Genomic DNA, 18,818 nt, shown 5'->3' with positions numbered 1-18,818 from the left:
ATTTCTGTAGGCCGGGGCAACCAGCGGTTTAATAAATTTCCGGATTCGGATCGGTTTTTTCCATCTCTAACGATGCAGCCAGCAAAGCCAGTCGCGCCACCACGCCGTACATGTAAAAACGATTCGGTGCTGCGGTACCTGGTTTGGCTTTCATATCTGGCACCGCATGTTGCTGGGCAAACGCCAGCGGGACAAAATGCATACCAGGCGCGTTGAGATTTTCATCGACACCGCGCTCTTCGTGAAAACGATAAAAACCACCAACGACATAGCGATCAATCATATACACCACCGGCTCGGCAACAGATTCTTTGATTTGCTCGAAGGTATAGACTCCTTCCTGCACAATCACATCGCGCACTTCCATGCCATCCTTAACGACGGACATTTTATTGCGCTGTTTGCGATTGAGATCACGAACTTCATCCGAACTATGAATGGTCATGATACCCATGCCATAGGTGCCAGCATCCGCTTTAACAATGACAAACGGTTTTTCTTTGATGCCGTACTCTTTATATTTTTTGCGAATTTTGGCGAGGATCGTATCCACCGCCGCTGCCAACGCATCTTCGCCAGTACCCTCATTGAAATCGACGTCTTTCACCTTGGTAAAAAACGGATTCAACATCCAAGGATCAATGTCCACCATTTTGGCAAACTTTTTCACTACCTCATCGTACGCCGAGAAATGATTACTCTTACGACGCAAGGCCCAACCAGCGTGTAACGGCGGCAATAATGTTTGCTCGTTGAGCTCTTCTAGAATTGCCGGAATCCCCGCAGACAAATCGTTATTAAGGACGATCGTACAGGGATCAAAATTCTTCAGCCCAAGGCGACGACCATTTGCGGATCGCTCTAATGGCTCTAAAATCAATTGGGTGCCATCCGGCAAATCAATCGGTGTTGGCTCGGTGATATCGGCAGACAAAGAACCGAGACGGACATTGAGCCCAGTCTGACGAAAAATCTGCATCATCCGTGCGATATTCTGCAGATAAAACGTGTTGCGGGTGTGGCTCTCAGGAATGAGCAACAAATTCTTAGCGTCCGGACAATATTTTTCAATCGCTGCCATTGCCGCCTGAACGGCCAGTGGCAACATTTCGTTCGCAAGATTATTAAACCCGCCAGGAAACAGATTGGTATCCACCGGCGCCAGCTTAAAACCAGCATTGCGCAAATCTACTGAGCAATAAAATGGCGGGGTGTGTTCTTGCCATTCCATACGGAACCAGCGTTCTATCGCGGGGGTCGCTTCAAGGATTTTTTTTTCTAGATCGAGCAGAGGCCCATTCAGAGCCGTGACGAGATGCGGAACCATATTGACCTTTTTGATGAGCTGCCTGTATCACCGGCAGCTATAACCAAAATAAACTGACTAGACAACCGGCGTTTGATGACTTACCTAGCTTGGGGTGAAACCGCGGGAATCAAGTCTGTCCTGGCTATACCCCTACAGATATCAGGCCGATTTTGCTAATAAATGAAAATGCTCCACCACAGGGGCTTGGGCAAAAAACGGCCCAACAATAGCACGCCATTGTAAAAAAGCCGGCGATTCGCGGAAGTCAACAGTATGATTTTCAAGGGTAGCCCAATAAATCATCAATACATAACGTTCCGGAGATTCGATACCCTGATTGATTTTAAATCCACTAAAACCTTTTGCATGGCGAATCACTTCATCGACACCACGTTGTATCGCAGCGTTAAATTCGGCTTGTTGTCCAGGGTGGATGCGGATATCAGCAATTTCGAGAATCATTTTAAGCTCTTGGTTAGTCGTGATAGTTAGTCGTGAAAAAGAAAAGAATGCATAGTGGCTTATATTATGGCACTAATCAGACCAAATCACTGTCGCTTAACTCCTTTTTCAACAATGCATAATAAACTGGCGCGGCTACCAGACCAGGAACACCAAAAAGTGTCTCCATCACCAGAATCGCCGTCAGCAACTCCCATGCTTTAGCGTTGATCTGCGCACCAATAATCCGGGCATTCAAAAAATACTCAGCTTTGTGAATCAGTATCATAAACACCAACGAAACAACCGCTATATTGAGAGAGTGTGACAAAGCCACAATCACCAGAATTGCATTAGAAGCAATATTTCCAGCAACTGGGATCAACCCTGCGACAAAAGTGATCGCGATCATCGTCTTCGTCAAGGGTAAATGAACACCTGACAGTGGCAGGACAACTAGTAGATACAAGGCGGCGAGACAGGTATTGATCAACGAAATTTTGAACTGAGCGAAAACGATTTTTTCAAAAATAGTCGCCAGATTACTCAAACGCTGCTGCAACGCTGCTGCAAAGGGCTTAGGATCCCCGCCCTCTGTCGTCTCACGCAGAGCAACCATGCAACCAATGATCATGCCTAATAACAGATGGACAATCATATGGCCAGCCTCAGGGACGAGCAGTTTTGCCTCACCTGCGTGTTCGCGCAGCCATTGCGTAATCATCTCCTGCAGAGTACCAACATCCTCCGGAAAGTTAGTGCTCACCCACTCAGGAACCTGCCCGCGTGAAGCCTCGATGATATCAGCCAGCTTTTGCAAAAAAGTATGTAGGTTACCGCTATCACTGCGCAGAAACACGTGTAATGCCCATGCTGCCAATAATAAGCCGCTGGTCAGCACTGTCGCTAACACCACGACAGCAATCGTCCTGGGGCGTCGCTGGTTAAAGATCCGACCAATTGCCGGTGCCATCAGATGAATCAGAGAATATAAGAGCAACCCCGAAAACAACGCGATCAATAATCCTGCCTTCAAAATAATGAACAGACCACTCCCAACCAGGAGATAAGAAGCAGTCGTTGACGCTGATAATTTCGTACTCGTGATCATCTTTATTCTCTCACTTGATGAGTCCGGTCAAACCAATCACCGCACCCATCCATAAAGCAAGCGAAGCAAGAACTGATACAGCAAAACCTGAAGCCCGTTTTGAAGGATCTTTTAAATAGCCTAACGCGTAGGCAATACGTCCGACTACCCAGAGCGCGCCAGCAATCGCCGCTGCGTGATCACTGAACCAGATGGCGCATAGCCACAATGCAGGAAAGAAGAAAATAAGTTGCTCTACCGTGTTCGCCTGCACCCGTAAGGCACGAAGAAACTCTTCAGGTCCATCGACAGAGGGCGCTTTCACACCATATTTACCGCGTGCCTTGCCCACGATCACGATCGTCCAAAAGTACATTGCAAAAACAACCACACTAATCCACGATGTCCACAACATTTGCATGATAACTCCAATAAAACAACAATAAGACAGAAGCAACCTGAGTCCGACCAAGCTGAGCGACGAAGACTATCTACCTAGTACGGCCAAGAAGCAGCACGTCATTGGGACAGTGTTTGCGTAGGCCTAAAAAAAATGAACTGATGAAGCTAGTAATTCTTTGATCAAGCCTAACATAGAGAAATGAAAATGGTACTTCTGATACGGATATATAGCTAGAAAGAATAATTACAAGAATTCAACATCTGAAATTTGCACGACGTGATGTCGATATCAAGTATGTCCGATGACGAAAAAGAATAATAAGAAAATATTTTTTATTACTTGTCTTCTTTTTGTGAACTTTAAGCGTTAAATACTGACTAAATGATGACAATTGCATCAAGGTAAAAAAATGAAACTCATACTAAAAACCCTTTCCCTATCGACCGCGCTGATTGCTTCTGGATTAGCGATGCCAGCTGCTCAAGCAGCAGATTTTGAAGAATACGCCCGTATTGTGAATGTTGTGCCGCAGGTTGAACAAGTGAATATGCCACGTCAGGAATGTCAGACTGTCTATGAAAATGTGCAACAACCCCAAGAACGTAGTAATGCGGGTGGGATTATTGGCGGGATTGCTGGTGGCTTACTGGGAAGTCAGGTCGGTGGTGGCAATGGTCGTATTGCTGCGGCTGCGGCGGGGGCACTCACTGGCGCTATTGTTGGCGATCGCGTGGATAATAACAACAATCAGCCATCTGGTTACACGACGCGTCCTGTGCGCCAATGTCGCAATGTTGATAACTGGCAAACCCGCACCAACGGCTACGCAGTGACGTATGAGTACAACGGTCGTAGTTATACTTCGATCATGCCATACGATCCGGGTGCACGTCTGCGGCTGCGTGTCTCGATTACCCCGCTACCATAATTAAGCTGGGCAATAATGGCACGGCCTCGTCTGGTAGTGCTGTACTTAAACACAAGTTAAAACGTTATAAAAATAGAAAAAATGCCGCCTCGAGCGGCTTTTTTTTGAATATTGCCACAAAACAACTTTAATCGGGAGCTATATTGATCTGAAACCGCATAGGTTTATAGTATGATCACAGAACAAAATTGTTGCACACCCTCCGTCTACAGCTCATGAAAAACATGTTAAAAAAATATGGTCGGCTGATATGGCTATTTCTGATTTTGATTGTTGGATTTGCTGGCACCACCGGTGCTAGTTTTTTTATTTCACAAAATACGCTGACACACTCACTTGCCGAGCAAAGCTTACCTGCTCTCAGCGATAATCTGGCGGCAGAATTTCAAAGCGCTTTTTCACGCCCGCAAGCTGTCTCTCAGTTGGCAAACAATGCTTTTGCCCGCGACTGGCTGACCAATGGCGAAGAAGATACGGAACAACTCAGCCAATTTCTGAAAGAGATCAAAAACAAACACAATGCCCAAGAAAGTGTCGTGGTTTCAGAACAGAGCAGACGTCTACACAACAGTGCGGGGGCCATCAAAACATTAAGCATTACCGAGCCACATGATAATTGGTACTTTCAATTCAGAAATCTGAAAGCTCCCTATGAAATCAGGCTGGATGCGGACCCGTTAAATCATGAAGTGATGAGCATCGCCATCAATTACAAACTTGCAAGCGCCAATGGCAAGTTCCTTGGCATCATTGGACTCAGTGGCATCAGCATTAATACTGATCGTCTAAAAACGATGATCGACACCTATCAGGATCACTTTCAGACGACGATTTATTTTGTCGATAAACAAGGTGAGATTGTATTGTCGGGGACCAGAGCCACTAGTCGTAGCGATAACCTGAACGCCATTGATGGATTAAAAAATATTGCATCGAACATAGTATCAAATAAAAAAAACACGCCCTTAGCTTTGGAATATCAGCTCGATGCCAGTAAGCATTTAGTCAACATCCGATCCCTACCCGACCTCGGTTGGCAGTTAGTTATCGACAAAAACCTAGATGAAGTACTAAAACCCCAAGTCAGTACCCTGTTTTTCAATCTGGCGGTTGGACTGATTTTGACGTTAACGCTGACGATAATCGCTTTCTTTACCATTAGAAAGTATGAGGCAAAGCTGGAAAAATCAGCAACGACGGATACGCTGACCAATCTGTTAAACCGGCATGCTTTTGATTTCGTTTTCCAGCAATCGTTACTGGATGCAGGACGGTCACGTCAGCCAATGTGTGTGTTATTACTGGATATTGATTTTTTTAAGAAAATTAACGATAAGCAGGGTCGTCAAGTGGGAGATCATGTGCTCCGAGAGATCGCTGCAATTTCTAAACGATCTCTACGTGAAAGCGACGTGATTTGCCGTTGGGGCGGTGAAGAATTTTTAATTTTACTGAAAAACTGTACCCTAGAAAAAGCAACCTCAATCGCTGAAAACTTACGCAGTACGATCGCCGCTAACGATTTTTCACGGACCACGGATCTGACCCGTACACGGCTGAGTATTACCGTCAGTATGGGTGTTGCAGAATGTCGGGAAAGCGAAACCGAAGACAGCGTCTTTGACCGTGCTGATGAGGCGCTAGCGCAGGCTAAGAAAAACGGCCGTAACAGCGTTTATTTTTCTGAATGACGCTTGAGCTCTGCTAAATCCTCTGTTGGTGAAATGAACGCCTGATATAAATCACCTGCCTTAGCGTCCCAATGGCGGACCACCATTTGTTGACGCATGACCGTCTGCATATCACCGCGCGCTATGGGCCCAGTCAACGCTGCAGCGCCCCCCAAGGCGAATACGTTTTCCATGGACTGTCGCGCTAACGGCGCGGCCATTGCTAGCGACAATTCGGCGGGAATCCCTGCTGCCTGGTAGGCGCGCAGTGCCGTGTCGAGCAGCGTTACCAGATAATTACTCGCCAATACCGATCCAGCGTGATACAACAATTTTGACTCAGCGCTAATCTGTACAACACGTGCCCCAATCGCGCTCAGTGCAGGAACGAGTACATCAAGTGCGCGCTGGTCCCCCTCGACACTGCAAATGGTACCTTGAAATTGCTGGGCAACCTGTGCAGGATCAGCAAAACTCGCAACAGGATGAACACTAGCTATCGCCGCACCACAAGCAATTGCTGCTTTCAGTTCAGTCGAGGCTTTGGAGCCACTACAATGAAAAATAACGCTGTTGGCATGTAAGACTTGCTGCTGTTGGAGCGTTTCACAAACGTCGACGATTTGATCATCGCTTACTGCAAGCATCCATACATCAGCAGCACGGAGAAAAGTGATGTCGGCCAGAGCAAGCTGATTTTCCACACCGATGAATTCACAGGCACTGATCGCCGTTTCTACACGACGATTGTGGATTTGTGTGAGCTTAAAGAGGTGATGTTCCTGAAAACATCGACCCAGAACTTTTCCGACCTTACCAGCGCCAATAATCGATAATGTTTTCATGATGTGGTGTATTCCGTGAAGCGAAAAATCGTGTGAGGTAGTAGATTATGGCGCAAAACCCACCAACACAGAGCGCATGACGACAATAGCAGTTACCCGCCACGGCGAACAAGCAGGCAATAAAGTGGTCAGTCGATCAGTTGCCACTATGAACAAAGCAACTCAGCACAAATACACTTATGCTAAAAAAAGCCGTAATCGCCACGCAATAGCTACTACATCGGGGGATGGATCTGCCGAAGCTTGTGCGTCGCTTGACATTAAAATCTGCGACATCGAATCCGGCTCAACGATATCGGTTATTACCAGCGGTGTTCGCCACGATAACCCCAGCTTGGTGCGATAACAACAGGAACAGGTGCAACCACGTAGCCACGTGGTACAGGTACATAGACTGCGCAACCACTTGTTATGGCAGATGTGATGATAAGTGCCAAAAGGCTCAGAACTGCCGATTGAGGAAAACGCATGATAGGCTCCTTAAGCGTTTAATTACTGGTAAGCAGGAGTGAATTCCTACTAGTAACTAAGCGCTTGAAGTGCACTTACGTTGACACGATGAATGTATGACTATGTAGTACGATCTCAACTCAATGTAACAACAGACTAGTCTGAGTATCATTGGGGCAAAATCAAGCGCGGCTTGCGCCCCAAGGATTTGATTGCAAAAACTTGGGGGAGCGGTTGTTCAACTAGGCCCGCTCTTAGTTGGATTCTTTAATCAGACGGCCACTCGCTTTTTGCATTGGTCGTGCATTCATCGGATACAAATGATTGAAAATCGCCAGTTGTTCCGATGATAATTCGATCGGTTCTTTCATGACCATCCACAAAACGCCTTCACTACATGGTGGCGTGGTGAGTGATCCCATATACGTAAAGTAGTCCCTCTTGCCTGGCAGGAGCTGATTGAGATCCAACGCTGTCAGCGCTTCTTGCGGTTGATTTTTTTCCAATGGCAAGTTGTTCCATACCTGCTGTACCGCGTTTTGTGGTTTACCGCGCTCGATCAACACGGCAATAACGGCGAGCTTACCATCGGCGTCTTTATGGACCAGATGAATGACCATTTCAAATCCTCTGCCATTCACACGTTCTTCCGACGGTTTATGAAAATGGAACTGAACTAATTCGTAATTACGTCCCATCACGGTAATATAGTTGCCTGCACCTACATTGACCTGAATCGTGTGTCCGTTATCAATGACATTAAAGCCAGATGCGCGATAATCAAAGACAATTGGATCAAGGTTAACTTTGATACCGTCACGAATATCAATCGGTGACTGACGATCACCTGAATCACATTTCGCATTTGCTAAATTGAGCTTACCCCAGCTTAGCGGGCCATTATCACCCTGATAAGTCCAGCCACCAGCGCCATGCGCGTCCATCGCTGCCGCAATCGCTGCTGTACCATGTAGCTCTGCGGATGAGACCGCAGCCTTCGGTTTAGCGGGCTCTGCACGACGCGCAGCATAGGTCGGACGCATGACAGAGCGCGCGGCGGCTGCAGGACTAACGGATTCTTTTTCTTTCTTTAAAATTGCTAATCTTTCTGCAATTTTTGCTGCAAGCTCATCTGCTGCAAGAGACTCTTTCGCCGCATCTTTGCTCTCTTTACTTTCCTTACTTTCTTTCGCTTCTTTGGACGATTTTTTACCTTCTTTTTCTTTGTCTTTTTCCTTGTCTTTTTCTTTTTCTTTGGAAGAAGACGAAGACGAACTAGAAGATTCCTCTTTCTCTTTGTCTTTTTCTTTAGACGATGCTTGTTTGATTGGTTTCGACGGCGGGGACGACGACGAACCTTCGTTCGCGAAAGCGGATATCGCCAACAACAGTGAAAGCAGGAGAACAGAGTAGCGGCGCATAATCAGGCAAGAGTGAGAGAAGATAATCCGGTTACGGCAGATCTGTCTTTAAACTTGAATCATTTGATGCAGCAGCGCAACAAGATTGTCTTTTTGACTCGTATAAAAAATGCCAGTCGCAAGCGACCAGCATTGATTTATCAGTCAGGATTTCTACAAAATTATCTCAAGCATCATGTCGCTCGATCGATTTTACAAAAATCCTTTTAGTATCTTTTGTGCCAAATTAATCAGCACGGATTAAAGATCAAGCAAGCGTGATTTCGCGGCAGCATACTCATTTCCAAGACGTGCCACAACTTCTGCCACTGAAGGCGCATCATTCATTAATCCAACGCCTTGACCTGCACCCCAGATATCACGCCAAGCTTTTGCCTTGCTGCCACCAGTGCCAAAATCCATTTTACTTTTATCGGCAACGGGTAAATTATCTGGATCTAGACCAGCAGCTACAATCGATTTTTTTAAATAATTGCCATGTACACCAGTAAACAAATTCGTATAAACAATGTCAGCCGCTGTCGACTCCAGAATAGCCTGACGATAGGCGTCATCCACATTGGATTCTGGTGTCGCCAACCACCGCGAGCCAATATATGCAAAATCTGCCCCCATCGCCTGTGCCGCTAATATAGCGTCACCGGTAGCAATGGATCCAGACAAAGCGATTGGACCTTTAAAAAATTTTCGTACTTCGCCAACCAATGCAAACGGTGACAAGCCCCCTGCGTGTCCGCCCGCGCCAGCAGCGACAAGAATCAAACCATCAACACCGGCTTCTAATGCTTTTTGGGCATGACGAATAGAAATCACATCGTGTAGCACGATACCGCCATAACTATGGATAGCATCAAGCATTTCTTTTGGCGGAGCGCGCAACGAAGAAATGATGATAGGAATCTGATGTTTGACGCACACAGCCACATCGTGGGCAAGGCGGTCATTAGACTGATGCACAATTTGATTGACGGCAATTGGCCCGACGATGGCTTCAGGATTGGCGGCCTGATATTGGGCCAACTCTTGTTTTAAGTCGGTCAGCCATGTATCGAGCAGCTCTGCCGGACGGGCGTTAAGTGCAGGAAAGGAACCAACAATCCCCGCTTTACATTGCGCAGCCACGAGCTTTGGGCCGCTGGCAATAAATAAAGGCGAGGCAATTACAGGTAACGCGAGATGTTGCAAAACTTTCGGTAAATGCGCATTGCTGGACATAGTCAGTCTCCACACGAGGTTGGGGTTGAGTCGTTTTTTTGGGTTTTATTGATATTTGATGATTACCACTGATATGATGTTATCAGAAAAAACGTTGTTTTTTAAATCGCTGCATTTTCCTTATCTAAATGAAACCTAAGCTCGTCGACTTTCGCCAGGAACAAGAAACATTACGACTATCCATGCGTGAGGGTATGCTGGAGGCCGCCAGTCGCTTATTGCTGGAAGAAGGTGCAAGCTCACTGACCGTTCGCAAGGTTGCTGACGCAGTCAATTGCTCAACGACACTGCTGTATTCAATTTTTGGCGGTAAAGACGGCTTATCCAATGCGCTGTATCTCGAGGGATTTGCCCGCTATAAACGAGAATTCCCAGTGTATGCAGCACAACAACTGGGCGCGCCTATCACTCGGGGTATCGATAGTCTGTATTTATACGCTAACTATTACCACGCCTTCGCCCGCCGGTACCCTAGCTATTACATGGTGATGTTTGGCGATGCAATTGCGGGCTTCGTCCCTCCGGAAGCGTCTCGTATTGCCGCATGGGAGAGCTTTACGCCATTGATTGCCGAATTCCAGCATTGCATGCAAAGCGGAGCCTTACCCGTATCCAGCGCCAGCGCTGCAGCACGTCTGATGTGGGCGGCGATGCATGGTGTGATCAGTCTGGAATTAAAAGGTTTTTACCTCAAGCACGACCACGCAAATCACCTATTCCAGTCCGCTGTACGTGCTGTCTTATTCTCTCTCCAACACCCTGAAGAACATCCAACAAAGTAACCACCACAACCTCTATCCAAGGACTCTTTATGACTTACCAGTGTTTTGATTTTAGTATTGACAATACAATTGCCCATCTGCGTTTTAGTCGTCCGGATAGCCTCAACACGATGCAACCCGTGTTTTTTAAAGAGCTGGTGACCATTTTGCAAGAGCTACAACAGCAAGCGACGGCGCGGGTACTGGTCATCTCGTCGAGCGGCAAGCATTTCACGGCAGGTATGGCGTTGGATGTGTTTGCCGGCGGGGGTATTTCTCTTGATGATAACAAAGCAGTAGGGCGTGCCAATATTGCATTGATACTACAAGACATGCATCAATCGTTCAATCTGATTGAACAATTACGGATGCCAGTGATTGCGGCAATTCAGGGTGGATGTATTGGTGGTGGGGTCGATCTGGTGTGTGCGGCTGACATCCGTCTGGCGACGAGCAATGCATTTTTCTGCATCCAAGAAATCAACATCGGAATGACTGCGGACTTAGGTACATTGCAACGTCTGCCTAAACTGATCCCTGAGGGCATTGTGCATGAAATGGCTTACACAGGACGCAGACTCAACGCGCAGCGCGCACTCAACTGTGGCTTAGTCAATGAGGTCTTTGAAACGCCCGAGTCCATGCTGGAAGCAGCACTGCAAATGGCCAAAGAAATCACTGAAAAACCACCGGTAGCGATCTGGGGTAGCAAGCAGGCGATTCACTACGCACGTGATCACAGCACGCACGATGCACTACAACAAATGGGCTGGCTGCAGTCCGGCATCTGGCAAAGTGATAATCTGATGGAGGCATTTATGGCGAAACAGCAAAACCGCCCGACAAACTATGCAGATCTGGCGCCGTTGCAGTCATTCAGTGATGCGCCTTACGAACTTAAATAATCACGTACTCAGTAAACGCTCGCCCTCAAGGCGAGCAGCTCCGGCCTTGATGAGTTCCTGAATCAATTGCGGCAGCAACGTGGTAGCTGGCACGGCCAGTTGTTCTACAGCAATCCGCATCATGCGTACGCTGGTCAGATAGTGTGATAACTGGCTCACGGTGATTTCACGTTTGTCGAGCAACATAAACGCGATCAGAACTTTGATGGCGTTGCGGGCATTTCTTTTTGTGTCTGCCGCCAGATAGTCTAGCCGGCTACGAGCGCGATCAATCGCCGCTTGTTTATCGGTAAAGGCCGCTCCGTGACCGGGAATCACAAGACGGATATCAAGCTCTTCAATCAATTGTAAAATGGCAGCCTGCTCGGCAAATCCTGACTCACCTTCTAATTCAGGAAAAATCACGCCAAATCCGTTTTCCCATAGCGCATCGGCCGAAATCAGCAGTCCTTCTTGCGCACAATACAAAACCACGGAATGCGGATCATGGCCAGGTGCACCTAATACCTGCCAACTTAAATGACCAAGTTGCAGCAGTTGCCCTTCTTGTAGCCCAAGATCAGCGGTAAAACGCGGACATTCCTGACCAGTGCCATCAAACGATAATTGTGTCTCATCCCAGCGTTCAACCAATGGCATATCGGCTGAAGGAATCAGCGTCTTGCAAGCATACGTCTGCTGCAATAACGCATTACCACCGCAATGATCAGAATGGAGATGCGTGTTGACTAGCAGATCAAGCGACTGCCCTTGTAGCGCATGCTGAACCAGCGCGAGGGTTTGTGGCGCATGACGTACGTAGCCACTATCGACTAAAGCGGTTCCGGTGTCGCTGACGAATAAAATATTATTTGATGATAACCAGCCACGTTCGAACAGGTGCATACCGACTGGAAGCTGAAACTGTGCATCACCCATGTTGTGGCTCTCAAAAAGAAGACGTTAAAATAGCCGGTGCTTTACTTGTTGCCAGATTTCCAGCTTGCGTTCATTGCTGGCAGTGCCCCAGCCTCGCAATTCATCAAGAGTACGAAAACAGCCCGCACACCATCCCGCCTTTTCATCCATTTTACAGACGCCAACACAAGGCGATGGTACAGGCTCAGAGAGTGAGGCTGTACTGGGTTCAAATTCATACAAAATACTCATAGACTGATTCAGTTCAATTCAAGAAAGCAAAGCGACGTCTGCCACAGGGGCGTTGGTCATGGCAATTAGTTGTTGCGGAGAGAGGCTAAATACCGCGTGAGGATGTCCGGCAGCAACCCATACGGTTTTGTATTTCAGCAAATCCTGATCAACCAGAATAATCGTTTTTTCTGCGTGACCTAGCGGACAAACACCACCAATCGCGTAGCCAGTTTTTTCACGTACAAACTGAGCATTAGCCTTTCCTAACGGGCCGACAATCGCCGCGACTTTATCGACATCAACACGGTTAATGCCACTGGTGACTACCATCACACCAACATCATCAGCAACGCGACGGAAAACGATAGATTTCGCAATTTCGGCGATGTCACATCCAAGTCCGGCTGCCGCCTCAGAAGCTGTTTTACCTGAGGCTGGAAGAATAACGATAGGCTGATCGTGACCGATGCTTGCCAGTAAGCTAGCAACGCGCAGAGACGATTCAGGCAAAGTGTGGTCGACGTGGACAGTATTCATTTTCGCGATCATGGTTACACGTTCCGGATAAGAATATCCAAGAGCACCATTTATAACACAGTGAAAAAAGACTTGCTCTACGCTCAAAAACTGACTGACGTTAGCCGACAGTTTATTGTCAGGCCTACTTAAACTGATATCACAAGTGTCGTGACACGCAAGTCAACAGCGCTTAACCGCCCCAGCTTTCTAACAGCTCCTGATGCTGCGGCGGCAAATCGGTACACTTAATACCAGCACGATATTCATTCCCACTCAATATGGTGTACTGACAAGTTCCTTTGCAAACTACCTGTGTACGTGCCGAAGCATCGTTGTGACTTGGGATTTCCATCATCATTGGATAGGTTTGCTTTTCCCTTAGCATGACGCTGGTTTGTATCTGAATACCAGCAGCAGAAAAATTAACAATTTTCGCGGGCACTATTCTGCCGGCCGCAATCTGTATTGCGGCCCGCCAGGCGACCGCAAGGCGCGGAGAAGTTCGGGAATCACTCATAAAAACAGTCGATGCTACTAATCAAGGATTTTGCTGAATAGCAAAACCAAGATTGTAACAACTAATCGGAGGAACTTGCAGAGGGATTCTTAAAAATGGCACTTTTATTGACTTCACTTTTGCTTGTTCTTTGCAAAGATGGCTAACAGACATTCATTCACCATGACAACTAGCCATCGCAAGAAAATATCCATTGTTAGTGCGAGTCTCCAGCGGCATCATTTATGTTCTGCTGAAGTGGTTTAATACATTTTCAGCGGTCTGCTTCCCGCTTGCCAGACAAGCTGTTAATAGATAGCCACCGGTCGGTGCTTCCCAGTCTAACATTTCGCCCGCACAATATACGGTTCGACAAGCATTCAACATTCCCTGCGCACTCAACGCTTCAAATTTCACACCACCAGCACTACTGATTGCTTCATCAATCGGACGAGGTGTCATCAACCGTAAGGGCAACTTTTTGATCAGTGACGTTAATTCAACGGTAGATTGCATTTGTTCTTTCGTAAGCACCTCATACAACATTGCTAGCTTAAGAGAATCAAGGCCAAGCGTTGATTTCAGATACGTTGAAAAAGAACGTGAACCGCGCCCCGAACTTAACAGCTGCAGCACACGCTCGACGCTAGTGTCTGGCAATAGATCGAGTTCCAGAATGGCATGCCCCATGACATTGATTTGTTCTCGCAGACGTGCTGACAAGGCGTAAATCAGACTACCTTCGACGCCACCTTCAGTAATCACAAATTGTCCTTTACGCATACCGTCTGACGAACCGCTAACTTGTGCGGCCACCGTCAGTACCGGCTTACCGGCAAACTTCTCTTTGAAAAAATGGCTCCAGGGAAGATCAAAGCCACAATTTGCGGGCTGCAATGGCGCAATATCAACACCACGTTGTTGCAAAAGTTCGACCCATTTCCCATCGGATCCAAGACGTGCCCAACTGGCGCCGCCCAAGGCTAGGATCACTGCATCCGCACGGGCGATATTGTTGCCATCGGGTGTTGAAAATTGCAAACCAAGTCCATCCTCTGTCCAACCAATCCAGCGATGCCGCATATGAAAGTGCACACCTTGCTCGCGCAGGCGATGCAACCAAGACCGCAATAATGGCGCGGCTTTCATATCAACCGGAAATACTCTTCCTGAACTACCAACAAAGGTCTCAATACCAAGGCCCTGCGCCCATGCACGGACTGCTGCACCATCAAACAAGGTGAGCATCGTCCTCAACGCTTCAGCACGGCTCCCGTAGCGAGACACAAATGCAGAAAAATCCTCCGAATGGGTCAGATTCATGCCGCCCTTACCAGCTAGCAAAAACTTCCTACCCACCGTCGCCATCGCATCATAGAGATCAACCCGAACGCCTTGTCTGGATAGCGTCTCAGCCGCCATTAAACCAGTGGGACCACCACCCACAATGATGACATGGGGTGACGGTGATGGATAAGACTGTGGATTCGTTGTTTGCATGTATAAGGTCGACAATAACACTAAGTTCCCATCGGGATAATCACTCGCGATGAATTCATCGGTAGGGGCGATATCATACGCGTTCTCTCTGCTTCACGGCATAGATATAAAACAAAGAGCGTCACAATTTCGGTATTGTAGACCCGTGCGGGTGTCGCCTGCCTGTTTTCATTGCCCAGTCGACATGACCACAAAAAACAGACTATTTCAGCCAGTTTTGCTGATAATGATTGCGATAATCGTTCGCAGGATCAAAGGTGTTTTTTGCACCGCCATCGTAAGCGATATTTTGTGCGGTGACTAAATGTACCGCGGTTACGTACCCACTTGGCGGTTGACCGGTCAACGCGCGGTTTAACTCATCGACCAATTGCCACGCGTGCATCGCCAGTGGTTCCGGCACGGTGCCAGTCTGAATATCATTTGCACGGATACGCTTATAAGCCGTCGGAGACCCGTCACCTGCCGATACGCCAACCAATTTGTTCGCAGCGACGAGCGCTGCGATGGATGAAGTATTGAGCAGATCAAAATAATAGTCGTTGACTGCAATCACATGGGTCCATTTAACACCGTGTCGTTTGACGAGATTCTCAATCACTAATCGCATTTTGAGATAAGCATCATTGATCGCAACGTCTTCAACACTCAATAAACGGCAGCCTTCGCATTGTTTAATCGTCTCGATGATGGCACTAGACTTGGCTAGCATGTACGGATTCGACGAATCAGTAAATACGACGATCCCTGCTTTATTATTCGATTCAACGACCGTGTATAGGGCGGCTACCTGAGCAACCTCTTTTGGATTCGATGTAATATTGGTAAATAAGCCCTCTGTCGGTCCACTCTTTACTGATGCATGCCATCCCACAACCGGCACTTTGACTTTGGCAGCTGCCGACAGCCCTTTTGTTTGCGTACTGTAATCAACACCGGCCAGAATAATGCCATCGGCTTTCATGTCCAATGCCTGGGTAATGATAGCGGCGCCCTGATTGCAACGCCCGCGGCAATCAATCGTTAACGTTTCCCATCCGCCCGCAGCAGATGCTTCTCTGACACCATTGAAAACAGCCGCCGTACCGGCGTCACTCATGTCGCCACCGATAAAAATGATTTTCTTTTTCTTTTGAAGCTTTGGGCTATCGATAGGTCCTTCCCAACGATTTTTAAGTGCTGCAGCACGTGCGACTTTGGCATTCGCACTACTCAGAAACTGCATAGGATTTTCTTGCGCGAATGCGCCGGAGATAAAACAAACTACTAAAAACAACGCTGTCACACACTTACTGTTGATAGTCATCATAGTTCTGGATTGGTCAGGTTGAGAGCAAACCCGCGTTGTGTTCCGCGGGTAAAACAGTTCACTTATGAAACAAATACTTACAGCCGCGCGCTGATTATTACAGAAAAGTTTCTAAGCAAATATAGTCACATCTACAACAACCGACCAATAGCGTTTAATTTAGTTATTTTGTAATCTTTCCATATTTTTACTAAACTTTAAAAAGTTAAACCAATTAATATTTTTGTGTAAAATATAATAATCGAATTGAAAGAGGCTGAATTACAACAAATCGACCCCTCTGATATATTTGCTGCATTGCCACAAGATGTACGAAAAAGACGGATTTAATTCGATGTTGAATTTATTTCGGTGCTTTTTAGTGCCAGATAGTCTGGCTCGACCCTGTATGCTGAATCGTCCGTCTGGCCGGTTTTCCATGAATGTGGAGATTACCACTGCCTGTGGTCACGGCCTTCACTTCATCATTGACAGTAACCGTCATATCTCCAGAACCAGCGAGGCGAACTTTGGCTTGAGTAGATCGCAGGCCAAGCGCGTTCATGCTACCGGAGCCAGCGAGCTCACTTTGCAAGAATTTGGTCTGTCCATCTAAAATCATGTTGCCAGAACCATGCGAATACACGGTCACTGTCTCACTGTTCGGCAGGCGTATTTGCATATTGCCGCTACCCGTTGTCCTCAACGAGAGCATCGCATAATCAGCATCAAGCATAAGATTGCCACTACCGCGTGCATCGACGTCCAGTTTTTCTCCTTTTAAATTCTGTACAAGCGTGTTGCCGCTGCCTATCAACTGAAGTCTCTCCAAGGATGGCAGATTTAACTCAACCGTAATGGGCTGTGTTTTTCCAACTGCAACAAAAATTCCACGTGTTCCGACATAGAGCGTATTACCTTCGATGCGTGTCGTCACTTTGTCGACCAACTTAGGATCACCGTTCACATAGATGTCAGGCTTGGGTTGCATTTTAATTGTTAATTGCATCGGTCCACTCATGACGACATTGACGACCTTCGTCGACAATTCACGGCGCTCTCGTGCTTCTCCGCCCACAATCTCATGCTGACTTTGAGCAAAAACAGGTGTTCCGACAGAAAAAATGCCCGCCAGCGTCAGACACTGGACAAGACCGTAAGAGATCCTCTTGAGCTTGGTAGAAATATGCTTTTTCATAATTTTCTCCAAAAATTCACAAATAGCAATGACAGCATTGAGCTGCGTCATAATGAGAGGATATGCATTTGTTGGAGGACACGCGACTGACTTGCGACAGTGCGTAAATTATTGGGGATGAGAAGCAAAATGACGCACCTGATCCGCACTGACCTTGTCGTTTTTAATCTGTTATCTGAAAGGGCGAAAAGGAATGTGAATTTATTACGCGCTGCTAATGCAGTGTTTTGCACGCATCGTAAGTACGCAACCAGGTCAGTTGCAAAATGCGGGCATCATTACTGGCACGGTGACGGTTAACATTCAGATCAATCTGAACCTGATCTTTCGTCTGATGCCATAGCTCCTCTTGCTTAGGGGAGAGAATTTCTCTGAAATCCGCCAACCGGAAATGCGGCTGCTGATCAGCTGCATCGAATAATTTGGCAAGCCAGACATAATCATGGGCCCAGCCATCGGTGTACACAGTATGTCCTGCAAGAATCTGATTCAGACTTTCAGCCACCCGTGCAACGGGGCGACCACGTTCAACCAATATTTCACGCGGAATCCGATGCACTTGTGCTGCCCCTTCATCCCAGTGTTGCCAGTCATCATGAGGGCGGATCAATGTGCACCATCCTTCACCATGCCGCTGTGAAAAACCGACTTCAATAGGATAACTTCCAGCTCCAAACCCAGACGCTTCAATATCCATCACAATGGGGACGGTCATCATAGGTAGCGCTCCGTTTACGAAAATAATTTAGTGTTAATGTAATGAAGTTTTATACGAAATAACTCTGTCTGCAAGGAATTTATGCAAACTTCATGCCCACTTTATTAATTTGAACTGATTTAGAGACGTTTATGAGCTAAGAACGCAAAGACGAGGAGATACAACGGTCGGAGAAAATTAGATTTCCATGAATACATGTGGCCGAAGATCAGGCAACGACCAGACTATCGTGGTGGGCTGGCGCAACAATATGTGGCAAGTTGAGTCTACATCGCGTTGGCGAGTTGGACCCGTCCTACAAAAGAATTCAGTTTGCTCTTTGTGATTCAAGGTTGGCAGAAAGTGTAATGCTTCTCTCTGCAGAGGAGACATTGAACTATCAATATCGAACTACAAGAATTCTCACTATAAAAGCAAAACCCCTCACTACGTAAGTAGAGAGGGGTTGCATGGGGGAGCCTGACGATAACCTACTTTCACACTGGTTGCAGCACTATCATTGGCGCAGAGTCGTTTCACGGTCCTGTTCG

20 protein-coding genes are annotated in these 18,818 nt (G+C 47.1%); 4 read left to right on the top strand and 16 right to left on the bottom strand.

Annotated elements, in window-relative coordinates; all coding sequences use genetic code 11:
• Positions 1 to 28 precede the first annotated feature (28 nt).
• The 4 genes from gshA to ACO0KV_RS13520 all read right to left on the bottom strand — a co-directional run bounded on the left by gshA (position 29) and on the right by ACO0KV_RS13520 (position 3,261).
• Positions 29 to 1,327 carry a glutamate--cysteine ligase gene (gene gshA, locus ACO0KV_RS13535; RefSeq protein WP_423043063.1) on the bottom strand — a complete coding sequence of 433 codons (1,299 nt, stop codon included), beginning with the start codon at positions 1,325 to 1,327 and terminating at the stop codon, positions 29 to 31.
• 141 nt (positions 1,328 to 1,468) lie between these two features.
• Complete coding sequence (locus tag ACO0KV_RS13530; RefSeq protein ID WP_423043062.1) at positions 1,469 to 1,771, bottom strand: antibiotic biosynthesis monooxygenase family protein; 303 nt, start codon at positions 1,769 to 1,771, stop codon at positions 1,469 to 1,471.
• A 76-nt stretch (positions 1,772 to 1,847) separates the two neighbouring features.
• Entirely contained in the window at positions 1,848 to 2,861 is a 1,014-nt protein-coding gene (locus ACO0KV_RS13525; RefSeq protein WP_423043061.1) for an AI-2E family transporter, read from the bottom strand.
• Positions 2,862 to 2,871: 10 nt separating this feature from the next.
• A complete protein-coding gene (locus ACO0KV_RS13520) occupies positions 2,872 to 3,261 on the bottom strand; it encodes an MAPEG family protein (protein WP_423043060.1) in 390 nt (129 codons plus the stop codon).
• A 391-nt stretch (positions 3,262 to 3,652) separates the two neighbouring features.
• On the opposite strand from ACO0KV_RS13520, the gene ACO0KV_RS13515 reads away from it, so the two are divergent.
• Positions 3,653 to 4,171: a glycine zipper 2TM domain-containing protein gene (locus tag ACO0KV_RS13515; RefSeq protein WP_423043059.1), complete on the top strand. Its 519-nt coding sequence runs from the start codon at positions 3,653 to 3,655 to the stop codon at positions 4,169 to 4,171.
• Positions 4,172 to 4,395: 224 nt separating this feature from the next.
• The gene (locus tag ACO0KV_RS13510) at positions 4,396 to 5,862 is read left to right on the top strand and encodes a sensor domain-containing diguanylate cyclase (protein ID WP_423043058.1); all 1,467 of its coding nucleotides are present in this window, start codon (positions 4,396 to 4,398) and stop codon (positions 5,860 to 5,862) included.
• Here the strand turns inward: ACO0KV_RS13510 and ACO0KV_RS13505 are convergent.
• From ACO0KV_RS13505 to ACO0KV_RS13490, 4 genes are all read right to left on the bottom strand, one after another.
• Positions 5,847 to 6,686, bottom strand: coding sequence for a Rossmann-like and DUF2520 domain-containing protein (locus tag ACO0KV_RS13505; protein ID WP_423043057.1), 840 nt, complete (start codon positions 6,684 to 6,686; stop codon positions 5,847 to 5,849). The two genes, ACO0KV_RS13510 and ACO0KV_RS13505, sit on opposite strands and share 16 nt — an antisense overlap.
• Before the next feature lie 302 nt (positions 6,687 to 6,988).
• On the bottom strand, positions 6,989 to 7,156 hold the full coding sequence (locus tag ACO0KV_RS13500; RefSeq protein ID WP_423043056.1) for a hypothetical protein: 168 nt from the start codon (positions 7,154 to 7,156) through the stop codon (positions 6,989 to 6,991).
• 234 nt (positions 7,157 to 7,390) lie between these two features.
• The gene (locus ACO0KV_RS13495; protein ID WP_423043055.1) at positions 7,391 to 8,557 is read right to left on the bottom strand and encodes a carbonic anhydrase; all 1,167 of its coding nucleotides are present in this window, start codon (positions 8,555 to 8,557) and stop codon (positions 7,391 to 7,393) included.
• 240 nt (positions 8,558 to 8,797) lie between these two features.
• Positions 8,798 to 9,772: an NAD(P)H-dependent flavin oxidoreductase gene (locus ACO0KV_RS13490; RefSeq protein WP_423043054.1), complete on the bottom strand. Its 975-nt coding sequence runs from the start codon at positions 9,770 to 9,772 to the stop codon at positions 8,798 to 8,800.
• 128 nt (positions 9,773 to 9,900) lie between these two features.
• Here ACO0KV_RS13490 and ACO0KV_RS13485 point away from each other — a divergent pair, with 128 nt between their 5' ends.
• Both ACO0KV_RS13485 and ACO0KV_RS13480 read left to right on the top strand, forming a co-directional pair.
• Positions 9,901 to 10,554 carry a TetR/AcrR family transcriptional regulator gene (locus ACO0KV_RS13485; RefSeq protein ID WP_423043053.1) on the top strand — a complete coding sequence of 218 codons (654 nt, stop codon included), beginning with the start codon at positions 9,901 to 9,903 and terminating at the stop codon, positions 10,552 to 10,554.
• A gap of 29 nt (positions 10,555 to 10,583) precedes the next feature.
• Positions 10,584 to 11,438, top strand: a complete 855-nt coding sequence (locus ACO0KV_RS13480) for an enoyl-CoA hydratase-related protein (protein ID WP_423043052.1) — start codon at positions 10,584 to 10,586, stop codon at positions 11,436 to 11,438.
• Here ACO0KV_RS13480 and ACO0KV_RS13475 read toward each other — a convergent pair whose 3' ends face one another.
• The 8 genes from ACO0KV_RS13475 to ACO0KV_RS13440 all read right to left on the bottom strand — a co-directional run bounded on the left by ACO0KV_RS13475 (position 11,439) and on the right by ACO0KV_RS13440 (position 18,288).
• On the bottom strand, positions 11,439 to 12,356 hold the full coding sequence (locus tag ACO0KV_RS13475) for an MBL fold metallo-hydrolase (protein ID WP_423043051.1): 918 nt from the start codon (positions 12,354 to 12,356) through the stop codon (positions 11,439 to 11,441).
• Positions 12,357 to 12,380: 24 nt separating this feature from the next.
• Positions 12,381 to 12,587 (bottom strand): DUF1289 domain-containing protein, encoded by a 207-nt coding sequence (locus ACO0KV_RS13470; RefSeq protein ID WP_423043050.1) that lies wholly within the window; start codon positions 12,585 to 12,587, stop codon positions 12,381 to 12,383.
• An 18-nt stretch (positions 12,588 to 12,605) separates the two neighbouring features.
• A complete protein-coding gene (locus ACO0KV_RS13465) occupies positions 12,606 to 13,106 on the bottom strand; it encodes a YbaK/EbsC family protein (protein ID WP_423043049.1) in 501 nt (166 codons plus the stop codon).
• Between the two features lie 172 nt (positions 13,107 to 13,278).
• Entirely contained in the window at positions 13,279 to 13,605 is a 327-nt protein-coding gene (locus tag ACO0KV_RS13460) for a PilZ domain-containing protein (RefSeq protein WP_423043048.1), read from the bottom strand.
• A 222-nt stretch (positions 13,606 to 13,827) separates the two neighbouring features.
• The gene (locus tag ACO0KV_RS13455; protein ID WP_423043047.1) at positions 13,828 to 15,084 is read right to left on the bottom strand and encodes a TIGR03862 family flavoprotein; all 1,257 of its coding nucleotides are present in this window, start codon (positions 15,082 to 15,084) and stop codon (positions 13,828 to 13,830) included.
• A gap of 202 nt (positions 15,085 to 15,286) precedes the next feature.
• Positions 15,287 to 16,393, bottom strand: coding sequence for a substrate-binding domain-containing protein (locus ACO0KV_RS13450; protein WP_423043046.1), 1,107 nt, complete (start codon positions 16,391 to 16,393; stop codon positions 15,287 to 15,289).
• A 358-nt stretch (positions 16,394 to 16,751) separates the two neighbouring features.
• Positions 16,752 to 17,570, bottom strand: coding sequence for a head GIN domain-containing protein (locus ACO0KV_RS13445; RefSeq protein WP_423043045.1), 819 nt, complete (start codon positions 17,568 to 17,570; stop codon positions 16,752 to 16,754).
• Positions 17,571 to 17,784: 214 nt separating this feature from the next.
• Positions 17,785 to 18,288, bottom strand: coding sequence for a hypothetical protein (locus ACO0KV_RS13440; RefSeq protein WP_423043044.1), 504 nt, complete (start codon positions 18,286 to 18,288; stop codon positions 17,785 to 17,787).
• Positions 18,289 to 18,818: the final 530 nt, after the last annotated feature.

The organism is Undibacterium sp. RuRC25W (genome assembly GCF_049339825.1).
In the GTDB taxonomy this organism is placed as follows: Bacteria; Pseudomonadota; Gammaproteobacteria; order Burkholderiales; family Burkholderiaceae_D; genus Undibacterium.
This window is presented reverse-complemented; position numbering and strand designations above follow the sequence as displayed.

Coding starts and splice junctions, on each gene's coding strand:
- gshA (WP_423043063.1), bottom strand. CDS start 1,327: ATGGTTCCGCATCTCGTCACGGCTCTGAATGGGCCTCTGCTCGATCTA.
- ACO0KV_RS13530 (WP_423043062.1), bottom strand. CDS start 1,771: ATGATTCTCGAAATTGCTGATATCCGCATCCACCCTGGACAACAAGCC.
- ACO0KV_RS13525 (WP_423043061.1), bottom strand. CDS start 2,861: ATGATCACGAGTACGAAATTATCAGCGTCAACGACTGCTTCTTATCTC.
- ACO0KV_RS13520 (WP_423043060.1), bottom strand. CDS start 3,261: ATGCAAATGTTGTGGACATCGTGGATTAGTGTGGTTGTTTTTGCAATG.
- ACO0KV_RS13515 (WP_423043059.1), top strand. CDS start 3,653: ATGAAACTCATACTAAAAACCCTTTCCCTATCGACCGCGCTGATTGCT.
- ACO0KV_RS13510 (WP_423043058.1), top strand. CDS start 4,396: ATGTTAAAAAAATATGGTCGGCTGATATGGCTATTTCTGATTTTGATT.
- ACO0KV_RS13505 (WP_423043057.1), bottom strand. CDS start 6,686: ATGAAAACATTATCGATTATTGGCGCTGGTAAGGTCGGAAAAGTTCTG.
- ACO0KV_RS13500 (WP_423043056.1), bottom strand. CDS start 7,156: ATGCGTTTTCCTCAATCGGCAGTTCTGAGCCTTTTGGCACTTATCATC.
- ACO0KV_RS13495 (WP_423043055.1), bottom strand. CDS start 8,557: ATGCGCCGCTACTCTGTTCTCCTGCTTTCACTGTTGTTGGCGATATCC.
- ACO0KV_RS13490 (WP_423043054.1), bottom strand. CDS start 9,772: ATGTCCAGCAATGCGCATTTACCGAAAGTTTTGCAACATCTCGCGTTA.
- ACO0KV_RS13485 (WP_423043053.1), top strand. CDS start 9,901: ATGAAACCTAAGCTCGTCGACTTTCGCCAGGAACAAGAAACATTACGA.
- ACO0KV_RS13480 (WP_423043052.1), top strand. CDS start 10,584: ATGACTTACCAGTGTTTTGATTTTAGTATTGACAATACAATTGCCCAT.
- ACO0KV_RS13475 (WP_423043051.1), bottom strand. CDS start 12,356: ATGGGTGATGCACAGTTTCAGCTTCCAGTCGGTATGCACCTGTTCGAA.
- ACO0KV_RS13470 (WP_423043050.1), bottom strand. CDS start 12,587: ATGAGTATTTTGTATGAATTTGAACCCAGTACAGCCTCACTCTCTGAG.
- ACO0KV_RS13465 (WP_423043049.1), bottom strand. CDS start 13,106: ATGAATACTGTCCACGTCGACCACACTTTGCCTGAATCGTCTCTGCGC.
- ACO0KV_RS13460 (WP_423043048.1), bottom strand. CDS start 13,605: ATGAGTGATTCCCGAACTTCTCCGCGCCTTGCGGTCGCCTGGCGGGCC.
- ACO0KV_RS13455 (WP_423043047.1), bottom strand. CDS start 15,084: ATGCAAACAACGAATCCACAGTCTTATCCATCACCGTCACCCCATGTC.
- ACO0KV_RS13450 (WP_423043046.1), bottom strand. CDS start 16,393: ATGATGACTATCAACAGTAAGTGTGTGACAGCGTTGTTTTTAGTAGTT.
- ACO0KV_RS13445 (WP_423043045.1), bottom strand. CDS start 17,570: ATGAAAAAGCATATTTCTACCAAGCTCAAGAGGATCTCTTACGGTCTT.
- ACO0KV_RS13440 (WP_423043044.1), bottom strand. CDS start 18,288: ATGATGACCGTCCCCATTGTGATGGATATTGAAGCGTCTGGGTTTGGA.